The following is a 13,537-nucleotide window of genomic DNA, read 5'->3' as shown; positions in this document are numbered from 1 at the left end:
CTTCGAGATTCGCTTCGGTTGCCGAGAAAACGCCGGACGGCTGCAGTCTACTGAGCGTCTTTCGGCTCGCCCTCGAACGTGAACTCCGCCGAGTCGTCCTGGGGGTCGTACCCCAGCACCTCACGGGCGCTCTCCAGCGAGTAGTACTTGCGCTCGTTGTCGGAGATGCCGTAGACGATCGCGTGCTCGTAGTCGGCCTGGAGGCAGCGATCGAAGAGGTGCGCGCAGTCGCGGTAGGAGAGCCACATCGCCTGGCCGCGCTCGTACTCCTTCGGGGGATGGCCCCGCGTGAGATTGCCGATCCGCACCGAGACGACGTCCATCTCGGAGTGGTCGTAGTAGTAGCGGCCCAGCACTTCGCCGGTGGCCTTCGAGACGCCGTAGAGATTCGAGGGGCGCGGGAACTCCGAGCCGTCGAGGCGGAACTCGTCCTCGGGGCGGTACATCTCTGGCGTGCGCTCGTCGGTCTCGAAGGCGCCGACGGCGTGGTTCGAGGAGGCGTAGGCGACCTTCTCGACGCCGGCCTCCGCGGCGGCCTCCATGATGACCTTCGTCCCGTGGATGTTGTTGTCGAGGACGCTGTCCCAGGGCGCTTCCGGTCGCGGGTCGCCCGCCAGGTGGATCACCGCGCCGGCGCCCTCGACGAGTTCGCGGACCTTCTCCTCCTCGGTGACGTCGCCGACGATGACCTCGCCGTCGACGAGCACCTCGTCGGGGTGGCTGTGATAGAACAGCCGCCAGTCGTACGCCTCGCCGATCCCTTCGAGTATCGCGGTTCCGACGCGACCTCCTGCCCCCGTCAGTACGACCGGTTCGTCCATCGCTCGACCGGAGCCACGGATGGGCCCGATAAGGGGGTTACGCTTCGAGCGGTGGTGTGTGAGCGAGTGGGTAAACGACGATCGGGAGCTGATTGACGTGGGAATGAAATCCCGGTGTATCGCGCGAGGCCGACAGTCACCGCGACTGCCTACGGAAGCCCCCTCCCGCTCGACCGGCCGCGGCTCGCTTCGCTCCTCGCTCACTCCGTTCGCTGCGGTGCTTTCGTCGCCGGGGCCGGGTCGACCGGTCGGCCCCTTCCGAAGTCCCGCCCAAGCGTGCTTCCGGGGAGTGTAGCACGAGGGGATGTCCACCGAGCGTGCCTGGTGAACCCCTACCGCAGAGCTCCGTTGGGCGATCCACAGCTCCTCGCTCCTGGGACACCCAGGCAGGGTGGGACTGGAAGGGGCCGACCGGTCGATCCGTCCTCGACGACGCAAGCACTGGACCGAGCGAAGCGAGGGAAGCGCACAGCGAGTCGCGGACGGTCGAGCGGGAGGGGGCTTCCTGGCGGTTCTCGGTGCAAGCAATTCCCACGCTCACGAGCAATTTCTCTCCCCGTCAATCTGATCCGTTCGACCGGCACGCACTTGCCACAGGCGGACCCACGCAATTCCATGCCCGAGCCCACGGACGCCGAGCAGGCCGCCTTCGAGGCCGGCATCAAGTTCGGCGCGCTCTACCACCAGTTCGCTGGCACCCCGGTCTCCCCCGACAGCGCCGACAGCCTCGCGACGGCGATGGCGGAGTCGATCGAGAACCAGCCGTTCTGCACCAACGTCGAGGTCCACCCCCACGAGGACCGGATCGAGCGCGCAATCGCGGGTCTGGATCCGCTCGACGAGGAGTCCCCGACCGATTCCAGTTCCGACGCCGAATCCGCGGCTGGCGATGCCACCGACGAGGCCGACTACACCGAACTGACCGGCACGCTGTTCGACGCGACCATCGAAATCGAGCGCGAGGGGGTCGCCGTCCGCGCCGAGATGGCGACGGCAGGCGATTACCCGCTGATGTCGCTGGCGGACGTCCAGCGGGAGTAACCGGCTCGTTCGAACGGTTCGGCGGAATCGACCGCACCCGAACGGGCCGTTCTAGCCCCCAGACCTGTCCCGCGACCGACGCGTTGATACGCCGTGATCCCTCCGATTTGGGCATGGACGAGTTCGAGATCGAGCGACCCGCAGAGGTCGACCTCGAGGATGCGGTGCTGGTGGAAGGGCTGCCCGGCGTCGGGCACGTCGGCAAGCTGACGGCCGAGCATCTCGTCGAGGAGCTCGACGCAGAGACGGTCTGCCGGATCCACTCCGAGCATTTCCCGCCGCAGGTCACCGTCGCCGACGACGGCGTCGCGAGCCTCGCGGCGGCGGAGTTCCACGCCGTCTCCACGGAGGGGCGTGACCTCCTCTTGCTCACCGGCGATCACCAGGCCCAGAGCAACGAGGGCCACTACCACCTCACCGACGCAATCCTCGACCTCGCTGCGGAGTTCGACGTGAGCGAGGTCTACGCGCTCGGTGGTGTCCCCACGGGTGAACTGATCGAGGAGTACGACGTCCTCGGTGCTGCCAGCAGCGACGAGATCGTCGAGACCCTGGAAGGATACGGCGTCGAGTTCCGCGAGGACGAGCCCGCCGGCGGCATCGTCGGCGTCAGCGGCCTCCTGCTCGGGATGGGCGCCCGCCGCGGTCTCGACGCCGCCTGTCTCATGGGCGAGACCTCGGGCTATCTCGTCGATCCCAAGTCCGCACAGGCAGTGCTGGAGGTGCTCGAAGAAGTCCTCGAGATCGAGGTCGACGACGAGGATCTGGAGGATCGCGCCGAGGAGATGGAGGAGGTCGTCGGCAAGATCCGCGAGATGGAGCAACAACAGCAGGCGCCCGCGGCGACCGACGACGATCTGCGCTACATCGGCTGAGTCGGATCGAGCGGCTGGGAGGCGTACAGTTTTCACCGCACGTGCCATCAGCACCTCCATGAGCGACGGCCCCTTCGACACGACGTTCCAGGTCGGCGAGATCGTCGACGCCGAGCCCTTCGAGGAAGCCCGGACCGAGGCGCTGGTGAAACTCGAGATCAACCTCGGCGAGGAGATCGTGCACTCCGCGGCACAGCTGGGGTTCAACTACGAGATCGACGAACTTCCCGGTCGACAGGTGCTCTGTGCGACGAATCTCGGGACCGTGCAGATCGCTGACTTCACCTCGGAGGCGTTGACTATCGGGGTTCCGGACGAGGATGGGAACCCCGTGCTCGTGGCTCCGGACTCGGCCGTTCCACTCGGCGGCGAACTGTACTGATCGGCTGGTCTGTTGCTCGTTTCTGCCGGCTCCGTTCTCGCTACCGCTGAAACCGCAAACCGCTCGGAAGCCCCCTCCCGCTCGCCGTCGCTGACTCGCTGTGCGCTTCACTCGGTCGCTTCGCTCCCTCGTTCCAGTGCTTGCGTCGCCAGCGACGGCGAGCGGTCGGCCCCTTCCAGTCCCGCCCTGTTGATTTTTGACGGGGCTGCGCTCCGGTGGATGGCCGATCGGACGCGAAACCCCTGTGGACGGCGTCACGGAGCGTCGAGCGGTGGCGGTCGCGGTTCGTTGCGGGATGGCGGGGCCCCGAAAATCGCGGTGGCGTGGCCCGCCGGATGGTGACTGTTTAACATCCGGCGCTCCGAAGTCGGTGGCATGACCGAGATCGGGGAGCAGTCCGTCGCGGTGATCGGGGGCGGCTTCGGCGGGCTCGCGTCGGCGTGCTTCCTCGCGGACGCCGGCGCGGACGTCACCGTCTACGAGCGCAACGAACAGCTCGGCGGGCGGGCGAGCCGCCTCTACCGCGACGGGTTCCGCTTCGATATGGGGCCGTCCTGGTATCTGATGCCCGACGTCTTCGAGCGCTTTTTCGCCCACTTCGATCGCGAGCCAACCGACTTCTACGACCTCGAACACCTCGATCCTCACTACGGGATCTTCTTCAAGGACGGCGACAGCGTCCAGATTCCCGCCGATCCACGCGCTGCGATCCCGCTCTTCGAGGAGTACGAGGACGGCGCCGGCGCGGCGTTCGAGCGCTACCTCGCGGAGGCCGAGCGCACCTACGAGGCCGGAATGGAGCATTTCGTGTACGAGGACCGCTCGCGCCCCGAGGACTGGCTCGATCCCGGGCTCGCGAAACACGGCCGCGGGCTCTCCTTCCTCGGCTCGATGGAGGACCACGTCGCGGACTACTTCGAGCACCCGAAGCTCCGCCAGATCGTCCAGTACTCGCTGGTCTTCCTCGGCGGCTCGCCCTCGAACACGCCGGCGCTGTACAACCTGATGAGCCACGTCGACTTCGGCCTCGGCGTCTGGTACCCCGAGGGCGGGATGGGCGGCGTCGTCGATGCGCTCGTCGAGCTCGGAACGGAGCTGGGCGTCGAGTACCGCGTCAACTGCGACGTGACCGCGATCCGTGGCCGTCGCGGCGGGTTCAGCCTCGACGTCGCCCGAACCCGGGACACCGGCGGGTTCGATCCCGCGAGTGAGATTCCCGGCGAGATCCCGCCTGCGATCGCGCTGGCCGAAGACGGTCCACCGGCTGGGAACCGACGGCTCGTCCCCGGGAACGCAGACGCGGCCGACGCGACAGATTCGGACGAATCGACCGATCCGACAGCCGCACCGAACGGAGGAACGGCCACCGGAGGACCGGCTACCGGGGGGTCGACCACCGCCGCGGTCCCTGCCGACGTCGTCGTCTCCGACGCCGACCTCGCCCACGTCGAGACGGGGATCCTCGAAGCGGGCCGGCGCGACCGCGAGCCCGAGTACTGGGACGATCGCACGTACGCGCCCTCCGCGTTCCTGCTCTACCTCGGCGTCGAGGGCGACGTCCCGAACCTCGACCACCACACCCTCGTCCTGCCCACGGACTGGTCGGGCCACTTCGACCAGATCTTCGAGGAGCCTGCCTGGCCGGACGATCCGGCCTACTACGTCTGCGCTCCCTCGGTTACGGACGACGAGGTGGCGCCCGAGGGGCACTCCAATCTCTTCGTACTCGTCCCGATCGCACCCCGGCTCGAGGACGACGAGGCGACGCGCCAGGCCTACCGCGACCAGGTGCTTGCGGATCTCGCCGAGCACGCCGGAGAGGACGTTCGGGACCGGATCGTCGTCGAGGAGACCTTCTCCGTCTCGGAGTTCGGCGAGCGCTACAACGCGCCGGGCGGCACCGCGCTCGGGCTGGCCCACACGCTCACCCAGACCGCGGTCATGCGGCCGTCGCATCGCTCCGACGCCGTCGACGGCCTCTACTTCACCGGCTCCTACACGTCGCCGGGGATTGGCGTGCCGATGTGTCTGATCGGCGGCGAACACACGGCGACGAAGGTCCTCGAAGACTACGGCGCCTGAACCGATGACGGGAGTGAGTGCTGAGGACTCGGACGACGACTACGGCGGCGAGGGGTCCGAGGCGGGGCTCCGCGACGCCCTCGTCTACCTCCTCGCGCTCTCGCGGCCCCGCTTCTGGCTCTACCTCGCCGGCCCGGTCATGGTCGGGGTCGTCTACGCGGCCGACGCCCGCGCGGATCTCCTGACGCCGGCCACCGTCGCCCTGTTCGCCTACTTCCTCCTGCCCGCGAACGTCTACCTCTACGGCGTCAACGACGTCTTCGACGCGCCGATCGACGAGGAGAACCCGAAGAAGGACGAGCGGGAGGTCCGCTACCGTGGCCAGCGGTTCGTTCCGATCGCCGTCGCCGTCTCGGGACTGGGACTCCTCGGCGTCGTCGCACTCGTCGATCCGATCGCCTGGCCGTGGCTCGCCGGCTTCTGGCTGCTCGCGACGGCCTACAGCGCGCCGCCGCTGCGGTTCAAGACCACGCCGCTGCTGGACTCGCTCTCGAACGGCCTCTACGTGCTCCCCGGCGCCGCAGCGTACGCGACCGTCGCAGGATCGGAGCCCCCGCTCTGGCCGCTGCTCGGCGGCGTGCTCTGGACGATGGCGATGCACACGTTCTCGGCGATTCCGGACATCGAGCCCGACCGCGCGGCAGGGATCGAGACGACGGCGACGCTGCTGGGCGAGCCGCGGACGCTAGCGTACTGCTTCGTCGTCTGGACGCTCGCAGCGGCGGCCTTCGCGGTCGCGGATCTCCGGGCCGGTGCGGTGCTGGCGCTGTATCCGGTGCTCGTCCTCGGCATCGCCCTCTCGAAGGTCCCTGTCGACCGTGCCTACTGGTGGTACCCCGCGATCAACGGGCTCGTCGGCGCCGGCCTGACGATGTGGGGGCTCGCGCAGGTGGTGCCGCCGTCGTCGTTGTTCTGACGACCGATTCGCCGCGCTCCGTCGGCTGCCCGGGAGCCACCGCGAACGCACCCTTCTTGGTCCAGCGGGTGCCAGCCCAACTCGATGGATCGACTCGGCGGGGCGACGGACCGCGAGCGCGTCGAGTCGGCGCTCGATTCGATCGTCCGCGAGAATCGCGTGACGATCGCGGTCACGGTGCCGCTCGTGGGCGTGGTTCTCTTGCTCGCCGGCGAGGCCGGCTACGTCCCCGACGCACTCGCGTTCAACCCCTACATGATGGTCGCGGCGGTGACCGTGATGGCCCTGCCGCTGATTGCCGGGATCGCGCCGGTCGTCGATCGGCGGGCCGCGCTCGGACTGGTCGCGCTCGCGGCGTTCACGTGGGCGATCGAACTCGTTGGCGTCAATACGGGGTTCCCTTACGGCGATTTCTCCTACCAGCGCGAGCTCGGTCCGATGCTGTTCGGTGAGATTCCGCTCGCGCTCCCAGTGTTCTTCGTCCCGATCTTGCTCAACGGCTATCTGCTGGGCCTGCTCGCCCTCGGCGACCGGGCCGACAGGCTCGCGGTCCGTTTCCCGGTCGTCGTCGCGCTGGTGGTCCTCCTCGACCTGGTGCTGGACCCCGGTGCCGTCTCGCTGTCCTTCTGGGCCTGGGCGGAGCCGGGCGTCTACTACGGCGTCCCGATCGTGAACTTCCTTGGCTGGGTCCTCGCGGCGACGGTCGCGGTGGGGATCCTCACGCTCGCCTTCGACCACGCGGCGATCGTCGAACGGCTCGAGACGTGTCCGTACATGCTGGACGATCTGATCAACTTCGCCGTGTTCTGGGGGCTCGTCAACGCGGCGGCGTTGCAGGTCGTCCCTGCGATCATCGCCGGCGGTGTTTTGCTGGTGCTCGCACGAGCGCCGTGGTTCGACTTCGCCGGGCTCTCGCTGGGAGCCTGGGCGGCAGAGCGGTAGCTTCCTGTCTGGTGTCCAGCCGGTGCATGCCGGTGGAGTTCGTCGCTCGATTCGGGCAACGACCGGCACGGCACCGGCGGCGCTGGAGCGAATCGGGCGGACTGCGTCGACATACGTGAGCGTCGGCGCCGACGGATCAGGGCGTCGGCAGCGTCAGTGGCTCCCCCGTGGGATCGTCGTCGGTCCGGTCGGGCATCGTGATCGGGCTGACTGCGTCGAAGACGGAGACAGGATCTCGGTCGAACTGCCAGCGGAGGCGCGTCCGGGCGAACAGCGAGAGGGTCCGCCGCCGGCTGAGCGTGGGCGGGGTGTCGATGACGTTGCAGCCCTTCGCCCGGATCGAACGGTGGTAGTCCGCGTAGAGGACGGCGGCGAGGAGCACCGGGAACTGACAGTCCGCCGGGAGCGCCTCGATTCCGCTGACGCCGTGGCGGTAGAACCGCTCGGTACGGTGGAGTTCTTCCCGGATTGCAGCGGCGACGCTCGCGTCGAACTCGAGGTCGGCGATCTGCTGGGCATCGACGCCGTGCCGATCGAGCGTGCTCTGTGGGAGGTAGATCCGGTCGCGGTCGACGACGTCTTCGCGGACGTCCCGCAGAAAGTTCGTCAGCTGGAACGCCTCACCGAGGGCCTTCGCGTGGGGCATCGCCCGTTCGCGGTCCGCGGGTTCCATGATCGCGGTCATCATCGCGCCGACGGCGGCCGCCGATCCCCGCATGTACTCCCGGAGCTCCGCGACGTCGGCGTATCTCGATTTGGTGCAGTCGGTCTCCATCGCGTCGACGAACGCGTGAACCTCTTCGTCGGGGATGTCGTGGGTGGCCTTCACCTCGCGAAATGCATCGAGTACGGGATCCGAGGCCGGCGATTCGCCGAGCGCTTCGGCCCGGAACGACTCGAGCGACTCGCGCTTCTCCTCGGCCGGCCGGTCGACGGCCTCGACGTCGTCGACGACCTCGTCGGCGATTCGAAAGAAGGCGTAGAGGACGTGGGTGGGTTCGCGTACGCGATCCGGGAGGAACTTCGTCGCGAAGTAGAAGGTGGGCCCCGTGCGCCGCTGGATCGCCCTGCTCCGCTCTACCTGACTGTCCTCAAGCATGTGGTGGGGGCCCCGCCGCTCTGCCCCCTCGATCATTTTGCCCAGTCATGTGACCATACAAACGGAGGCAATGCGCTTAATCGTTGGCCTACGGGTAGTCGAGGGGACTGCGTACCGTAGACCCTGCCGAGCTGGGTGACGAGACCGGACGATCAGCACCGCATCGAGATCGAGGCGGCAGGAAAACCAGACCATATTGCCGGTTCGTTGCGGCGTCCGGTCGTGGATCCACTGGCACGCCGATCCGTCGCAGGGGACGCCTCGTGTGTGTCGCCGGCCGAACGCCCGGACCCGTTGGTCCTCAGTGCGATCGAACTGGGGCCAGTTGGAGGGCAGTCGATCGGCGACGCTACTTTCTGACGGTTCGCCGTCCAGTCTGTCGATTTGACGCAGAATCGACGACACAGATAGCGGATACACTATCCTGTTCTGGCTAGCGCGGGCCATGCTTGTTGGCGCACGTTGGTTTAAGACGGTTCCCCGAATACAACTGCTCGATGAGCGTCTATGCAGTTTCGTCCGACGACCTGCCTCGAGCAGGGTCGCCCGTGGAGGGATGGCGATGACCGAGGGGGCGACCAAACAGGAAGAAGAGCGCGCAGACGACCACCTGGCCGACGTCGAAGAGGGTGCCGGATGTACCGAGATCTGGGAGCACCTCTCCGAGCGCCGAGAGGAGTGAGCGACGTCGACCGTCGGCCGTCCCGCCGCCCGGCACCGTCGACTCACGGGAGGCAGATCGCTTTTACACGCCGGGGTCGAACCTCCAGCCGATGACTGGCGAGGGCGGTCCCGAGGACATTCCAGCCGACCGGGAGTCACCGGTCGGCGAGCCCGTAATCCGTGGCGACGAGGAGATCGCCGGCCAGCGCGCCGAAGAGGCCGTCCAGTTCGACCCGGACGACCCCGAGAGCCTCGCCCGCGCGGCCGAGGTCGTCCATAGCTTCGCGACGGACACCGTCGGCGCCGAGGACAACATCTACATGCTGCGGGGCGCCGCCGCCTGCGCCGCACTCGTTCGCGGAGAGGGCTCCTACAAGGCCGCAGCCGAGCGCGCCGGCGACGACGTCACAGTCGCGTTCATCCGCAAGTGGGCGCGCGTCCACGATCTGCCGCGGGCCGTCCGTCGCCACGTCGCCATGGGCGAGATCGCACCCACTGCCGCCAAACACATCGCTCGCGTCAGCGGCCCCGCTCGCTACGATCTCGCGTGGGCAACGCTCGATCACGAGCTGACCGTCCGCGACGTTCGCTCGATCGCCAGCGAGATCAACGACGGCGCGACGCCCGCGGCGGCGCTCTCCACCCACGGCGTCCAGCCCGGCGCGCTCGCGCTGCAGCTTCCCATGGAGACCTACCGCGAACTCCGTCGCGAGGCTGCGAACTCGGGTCGGTCGACGGGCGAGATCGTCGACGATGCGCTCGCGGAGTGGGAAGCGTTTTAATCGGCGGCCGGCGAGTGCTCCGATAGGGCCGGTAGCTCAGTCAGGCAGAGCGTCTGGCTTTTAACCAGATGGTCGGGGGTTCAACTCCCTCCCGGCCCGCTTCCACTTTTTACTCCCTCGGGTTTCCTCGCTCGCCAGCGGCTCCGCCGCTGGCTCGCTGCGGGCACCGCTCGGTCGCAAAAACTTGGGGAAAAAGACCGCACTCGCTGCTCGCTCCGCTCGCAGCGAGGGAACCGCGCTCGCTGTGCTCGCGCGGATGCTTGTGGGTGTCCGTCCGGTGGAGTGCAATCTTCGTCGGCGATGTATTTGCTTTGGCCCCTCACTCCGTCTTCCCTGAGCCCGTTCGGCTTGGAATTGCCTCTTCCACCACCTCCTCGATCTCCACGATCTCCTCTTCCAGCACCGCTCGTTCGAAGTAGAGCAGTTCGACGGCGATCACGGCCACGGAGATCACGAGCACCGTCACGAGCGTCCCGGGTTCGGACCGGTACAGGTGGTAGAACATGAGCACGAAGAACAGGAGGCTCGTGACGACGCCAGCGGCCGGCAGGACCGGGTTCACCGCTTCGGTGTCGCGCTGGTCGAGCGCGATGGCACACATCGCACCGAAGACGACGATGAACGCCAGCGAGGCGAAGGCGGTGATCGCGCCGAGGCTGCCGAGCACGGAGAATGCGGCCGTGATCGCGCCGAGCAGGAGGATCGTCCGCCGGGGGACGCCGCTGGCGCTCGAATCGCCCGCGCGATCGGGCAGGAGGTCGGCCGAGAGCATCCCCTTCGCGAGATAGCCCGAGGAAAAGAGCGTGGCGTTGATCGCGCTGCCCGTCGAGAACAGCGCCGCGAGCGAGATGAGCAGGAAACCAGCGGGGAGGAACGGATCGGCGGCCACGGCCAGTGCGCGCTCGGGGTGGCTCCGGATGACGTCGTCGGGCGCCAGCGAGAGCGTGGTGATCGCGACGATCACGTACAGCGCTGCCGCGGATGGAATCGCCACGTAGACCGCTTTGCGAATCGTCTCGGTCGCGTTCTCGATCGACTCCTGATCGTAGTAGAGCAGCTGCCAGCCCTGGAACGCGACGAACGACACGGCAGCGGCCATGATCGGGTTCAGGGAGAGCTGCGTCAACCGACCGACGCCCGTCGAGAGCCCCTCGTGCGCCGCCCCGTAGTAGAGTCCGCCGAGGCCCATCACGAGCAGAATCCCGACCTTCAACCCGACGAGGAGGGTCTCCGTCGAGCCGGTCGCCTGCGCGCCGAGGAGATTGAGCCCGACGAACCCGCCGATCGCGAGCACCGAGACGATCGGTCGGACACCCATCCCTGCCACGGTCTCCGGGACGACGGACAGGCCGACGGCGAAGCTGCCGAACGCGAAGGCGTACATCGCCATCGAGCCGACGTAGCCCACGAGCAACGTCCAGCCCGTCATTCCGGCGAGCGTGGAGTTGCCGGTGAACGTCTGGACGAACGTGACCGAGCCGCCGTTGTCGTCGACGATCCGATTGAGCGCGTTGAACGAGTAGGCCGCGCAGCCGGATACGCCGCCAGCGAGGACGAAGGCCGCCCACGTCGCGGGACCAGTGAGCTGGGCAACGACCCCGAGCACGGCGAAGATGCCCCCGCCGATCATGCCGCCCAGTGCGATCGAGACGCAGGAGAGGAACCCGAGCTGCTGCTCGGTCATCGTGTCGCCGGCCTTGGCCGTCGGGTCCTATGGATCTTCTGCCGTCGCCGGCCCGGCCCACAGGACCGCCCTCGCGCCGTCCAGCGGCTTTATCCGACAGGGACGCTCACAGGACGTATGCCGAACGCGGCGGATTTCACGTACAGCGGGGGCAAGGTCGAGCCCGGCGAAACCGCCAACCTCCGCTTCACGGTCAGCGAAACGTATCTCGGCGATCCGGTGCGGATCCCGGTGACGATCGTCAACGGCGCCCATCCGGGCCCGACGGTCTCGCTCACCGCGGCGGCCCACGGCGACGAACTCAACGGCATCGAGGTCGTCCGCGAGGTCGCCCACGACTGGGCGCACGAGGATCTCCACGGCACGCTCGTCTGTCTCCCGGTGCTCAACGTGCCCGGCTTTCTCGCCCAGCAGCGATATCTCCCGATCTACGATCGCGACATCAACCGCTCCTTCCCGGGCGATCCCGAGTCGACGAGCGCCAAACGCATCGCCCACTCGATCTTTCAGAACTTCATCGAGCCCTGCGACCTCGGGATAGATTTCCACACTTCCACCCGCGGCCGGACCAACATGCTCCACGTCCGCGCGGAGATGACCGACGAGGACGTCGGGCGCGTCGCTCGCGGGTTCGCCTCCAACGTGATCATCGACTCCGACGGTCCGAGCGGTTCGCTGCGGCGAGAGGCCAGCGAGGCGGGCGTCCCGACCATCACCGTCGAGATGGGTGAGGCCCACCGGTTCCAGCGCGGGCTCATCGACCGTGCGCTCACCGGCGTCGCGAGCGTCTTCGCGGAGTTCGGCCTCCATCCCGACGCACCCGTCAAGTGGCCGGGCTGGCGAACGGTGATTTCGGACAACTCCGACAAGACCTGGCTCCGCGCCGACGTCGGCGGCATCGTCGACATGCACGCCGATCGCGGTGGACTGGTCCGCGAGGGCGAGGCGATCTGTACGATCACGAGCCCCTTCAAACAGGACGGCGAGGTGGTCGAAGCACCGTTCACGGGGCTGCTCGTCGGGGTACTCGAGAACCCCGTCGTCTACCCCGGCAATCCGCTCTGTCACATCGTGAAGCTAACCGACGACACGCTGCGTGCACTCGAGCGGAGTCAGGATAGCGGGATCGAGGACGGGGTCGAGGAAGCGATCTGACGGCAGTCGGCTATTTGCGGCCGCGATCCGATCGCCCGGCTCGCCCGGCACGGCCAGGCTGGTCCGCCGTCACCACTCCAGCGCGCCGCCGCTCTGATACTCCGTGACCTGCGTTTCGAAGAAGTTCTTCTCCTTGTTGAGGTCGACCTGCTCGGACATCCAGGGGAAGGGGTTCTCGGTGCCGAAAGAGTCCTCCAGCTCCAGCTGGCGGAGCCGCCGATCCGCGACGAACTCGACGTACTCGGCGAACTGGTCGCCGCTCATCCCGAGGACTTCCTCGGGGCAGGCCTCGAGCGCGTAGATCTGCTCGAGCTCGACGGCCTCCTCGATCAGCTCCGTGACCTCGGCACCGAACTCGTCGGTCCAGGCCTCGGGGTGCTCCTCACGAAGCTGGTTGATGAGGTCGACGCCGAAGCCGACGTGGAGCGATTCGTCGCGCATGATATACTCGAACTGCTGGCCGAGGCCGGGGAGCTTGTTCTGCCGGCGCAGCCCGAGCATCATCGCGAACCCGGCGTAGAAGAAGATCCCCTCCATGATCACGTAGAAGCCGACGAGGTCCCGGAGGAAGGCCCGGACGTCCTCCGTGGTCTCGATCTCGAAGTCCTCCTGGTCGATCGCCCGGGTGAGATCGACGACGAACTCGTCTTTCTCCTCGATGGATGGGACGCGATCGTACATGCCGTAGAGATACTCGGGCTCGAACCCCAGCGAGTCACAGCAGTAGATGAACGTGTCCGTGTGAATCGCCTCTTCGTAGGCCTGCCGCAGGAGATACTGCCGGCACTCCGGCGCGGTGACGTGCTCGTAGATCGCGAGCACGACGTTGTTCGCGGTCAGCGATTCGGCGGTCGAGAAGAAACCGAGGTTCCACTCGACGAGCTGGCGCTCCGCGTCGGTCAACTCGTCGCCTTTCCACTGGGAGACGTCGTCCTGCATCGGAATCTCGTCTGGCACCCAGTTGTTGGCGACGCCCGCTTCGTAATACTCGCGCGCCCAGTCGTAGTCGATGGGCAGGATCTTGTTCGGGTCGTGCTGCGTGTCGGTGTCGAGGATTGGCATTGGTGGTGTTTGATCTGGGGTCGTCGGTGAGCG

General features: G+C 67.4%; 13 protein-coding genes and 1 tRNA gene. 10 read left to right on the top strand and 4 right to left on the bottom strand.

What is annotated here, in order from left to right; translation table 11 throughout:
* Positions 1–47: 47 nt before the first annotated feature.
* Positions 48–821: an NAD-dependent glucose-6-phosphate dehydrogenase Azf gene (gene azf / locus MXF70_RS02170; RefSeq protein WP_248516992.1), complete on the bottom strand. Its 774-nt coding sequence runs from the start codon at positions 819–821 to the stop codon at positions 48–50.
* Between the two features lie 615 nt (positions 822–1,436).
* Here azf and MXF70_RS02165 point away from each other — a divergent pair.
* From MXF70_RS02165 to cruF, 6 genes are all read left to right on the top strand, one after another.
* A complete protein-coding gene (locus tag MXF70_RS02165) occupies positions 1,437–1,862 on the top strand; it encodes a dihydroneopterin aldolase family protein (RefSeq protein ID WP_248516991.1) in 426 nt (141 codons plus the stop codon).
* Between the two features lie 113 nt (positions 1,863–1,975).
* The gene (locus MXF70_RS02160) at positions 1,976–2,737 is read left to right on the top strand and encodes a proteasome assembly chaperone family protein (protein WP_248516989.1); all 762 of its coding nucleotides are present in this window, start codon (positions 1,976–1,978) and stop codon (positions 2,735–2,737) included.
* A 58-nt stretch (positions 2,738–2,795) separates the two neighbouring features.
* Positions 2,796–3,119, top strand: a complete 324-nt coding sequence (locus MXF70_RS02155; RefSeq protein WP_248516987.1) for a tRNA-binding protein — start codon at positions 2,796–2,798, stop codon at positions 3,117–3,119.
* Positions 3,120–3,494: 375 nt separating this feature from the next.
* Positions 3,495–5,201: a phytoene desaturase family protein gene (locus tag MXF70_RS02150; protein WP_248516986.1), complete on the top strand. Its 1,707-nt coding sequence runs from the start codon at positions 3,495–3,497 to the stop codon at positions 5,199–5,201.
* 4 nt (positions 5,202–5,205) lie between these two features.
* Positions 5,206–6,117 (top strand): prenyltransferase, encoded by a 912-nt coding sequence (locus MXF70_RS02145; protein ID WP_248516984.1) that lies wholly within the window; start codon positions 5,206–5,208, stop codon positions 6,115–6,117.
* An 84-nt stretch (positions 6,118–6,201) separates the two neighbouring features.
* On the top strand, positions 6,202–7,059 hold the full coding sequence (gene cruF, locus MXF70_RS02140; RefSeq protein WP_248516982.1) for a bisanhydrobacterioruberin hydratase: 858 nt from the start codon (positions 6,202–6,204) through the stop codon (positions 7,057–7,059).
* A 136-nt stretch (positions 7,060–7,195) separates the two neighbouring features.
* Here cruF and MXF70_RS02135 read toward each other — a convergent pair whose 3' ends face one another.
* A complete protein-coding gene (locus MXF70_RS02135) occupies positions 7,196–8,158 on the bottom strand; it encodes a phytoene/squalene synthase family protein (RefSeq protein ID WP_248516981.1) in 963 nt (320 codons plus the stop codon).
* A gap of 556 nt (positions 8,159–8,714) precedes the next feature.
* Between MXF70_RS02135 and MXF70_RS15505 the strand changes: the two genes are divergently transcribed.
* The 3 genes from MXF70_RS15505 (at position 8,715) to MXF70_RS02125 (ending at position 9,702) form a co-directional block, all read left to right on the top strand.
* Positions 8,715–8,840 (top strand): DUF8595 family protein, encoded by a 126-nt coding sequence (locus MXF70_RS15505; RefSeq protein WP_510631684.1) that lies wholly within the window; start codon positions 8,715–8,717, stop codon positions 8,838–8,840.
* Positions 8,841–8,931: 91 nt separating this feature from the next.
* On the top strand, positions 8,932–9,603 hold the full coding sequence (locus MXF70_RS02130) for a DUF7119 family protein (protein WP_248516980.1): 672 nt from the start codon (positions 8,932–8,934) through the stop codon (positions 9,601–9,603).
* A gap of 25 nt (positions 9,604–9,628) precedes the next feature.
* Positions 9,629–9,702 (top strand) — tRNA-Lys (locus MXF70_RS02125).
* Between the two features lie 220 nt (positions 9,703–9,922).
* On the opposite strand, the gene MXF70_RS02120 is transcribed toward MXF70_RS02125, so the two are convergent.
* Positions 9,923–11,287 carry an APC family permease gene (locus MXF70_RS02120; RefSeq protein ID WP_248516979.1) on the bottom strand — a complete coding sequence of 455 codons (1,365 nt, stop codon included), beginning with the start codon at positions 11,285–11,287 and terminating at the stop codon, positions 9,923–9,925.
* 117 nt (positions 11,288–11,404) lie between these two features.
* On the opposite strand from MXF70_RS02120, the gene MXF70_RS02115 reads away from it, so the two are divergent.
* Positions 11,405–12,442, top strand: a complete 1,038-nt coding sequence (locus MXF70_RS02115) for a succinylglutamate desuccinylase/aspartoacylase family protein (protein WP_248516977.1) — start codon at positions 11,405–11,407, stop codon at positions 12,440–12,442.
* Between the two features lie 69 nt (positions 12,443–12,511).
* On the opposite strand, the gene MXF70_RS02110 is transcribed toward MXF70_RS02115, so the two are convergent.
* Positions 12,512–13,504 (bottom strand): ribonucleotide-diphosphate reductase subunit beta, encoded by a 993-nt coding sequence (locus MXF70_RS02110; RefSeq protein WP_248516975.1) that lies wholly within the window; start codon positions 13,502–13,504, stop codon positions 12,512–12,514.
* Between the last annotated feature and the right edge of the window lie 33 nt (positions 13,505–13,537).

It is taken from the genome of Salinarchaeum laminariae, assembly GCF_023204835.1.
Taxonomy (GTDB): Archaea; Halobacteriota; Halobacteria; order Halobacteriales; family Salinarchaeaceae; genus Salinarchaeum; species Salinarchaeum laminariae.
Note: the sequence above shows the minus strand (reverse complement) of the source record. Positions and strands in the feature narration are given on the sequence as shown.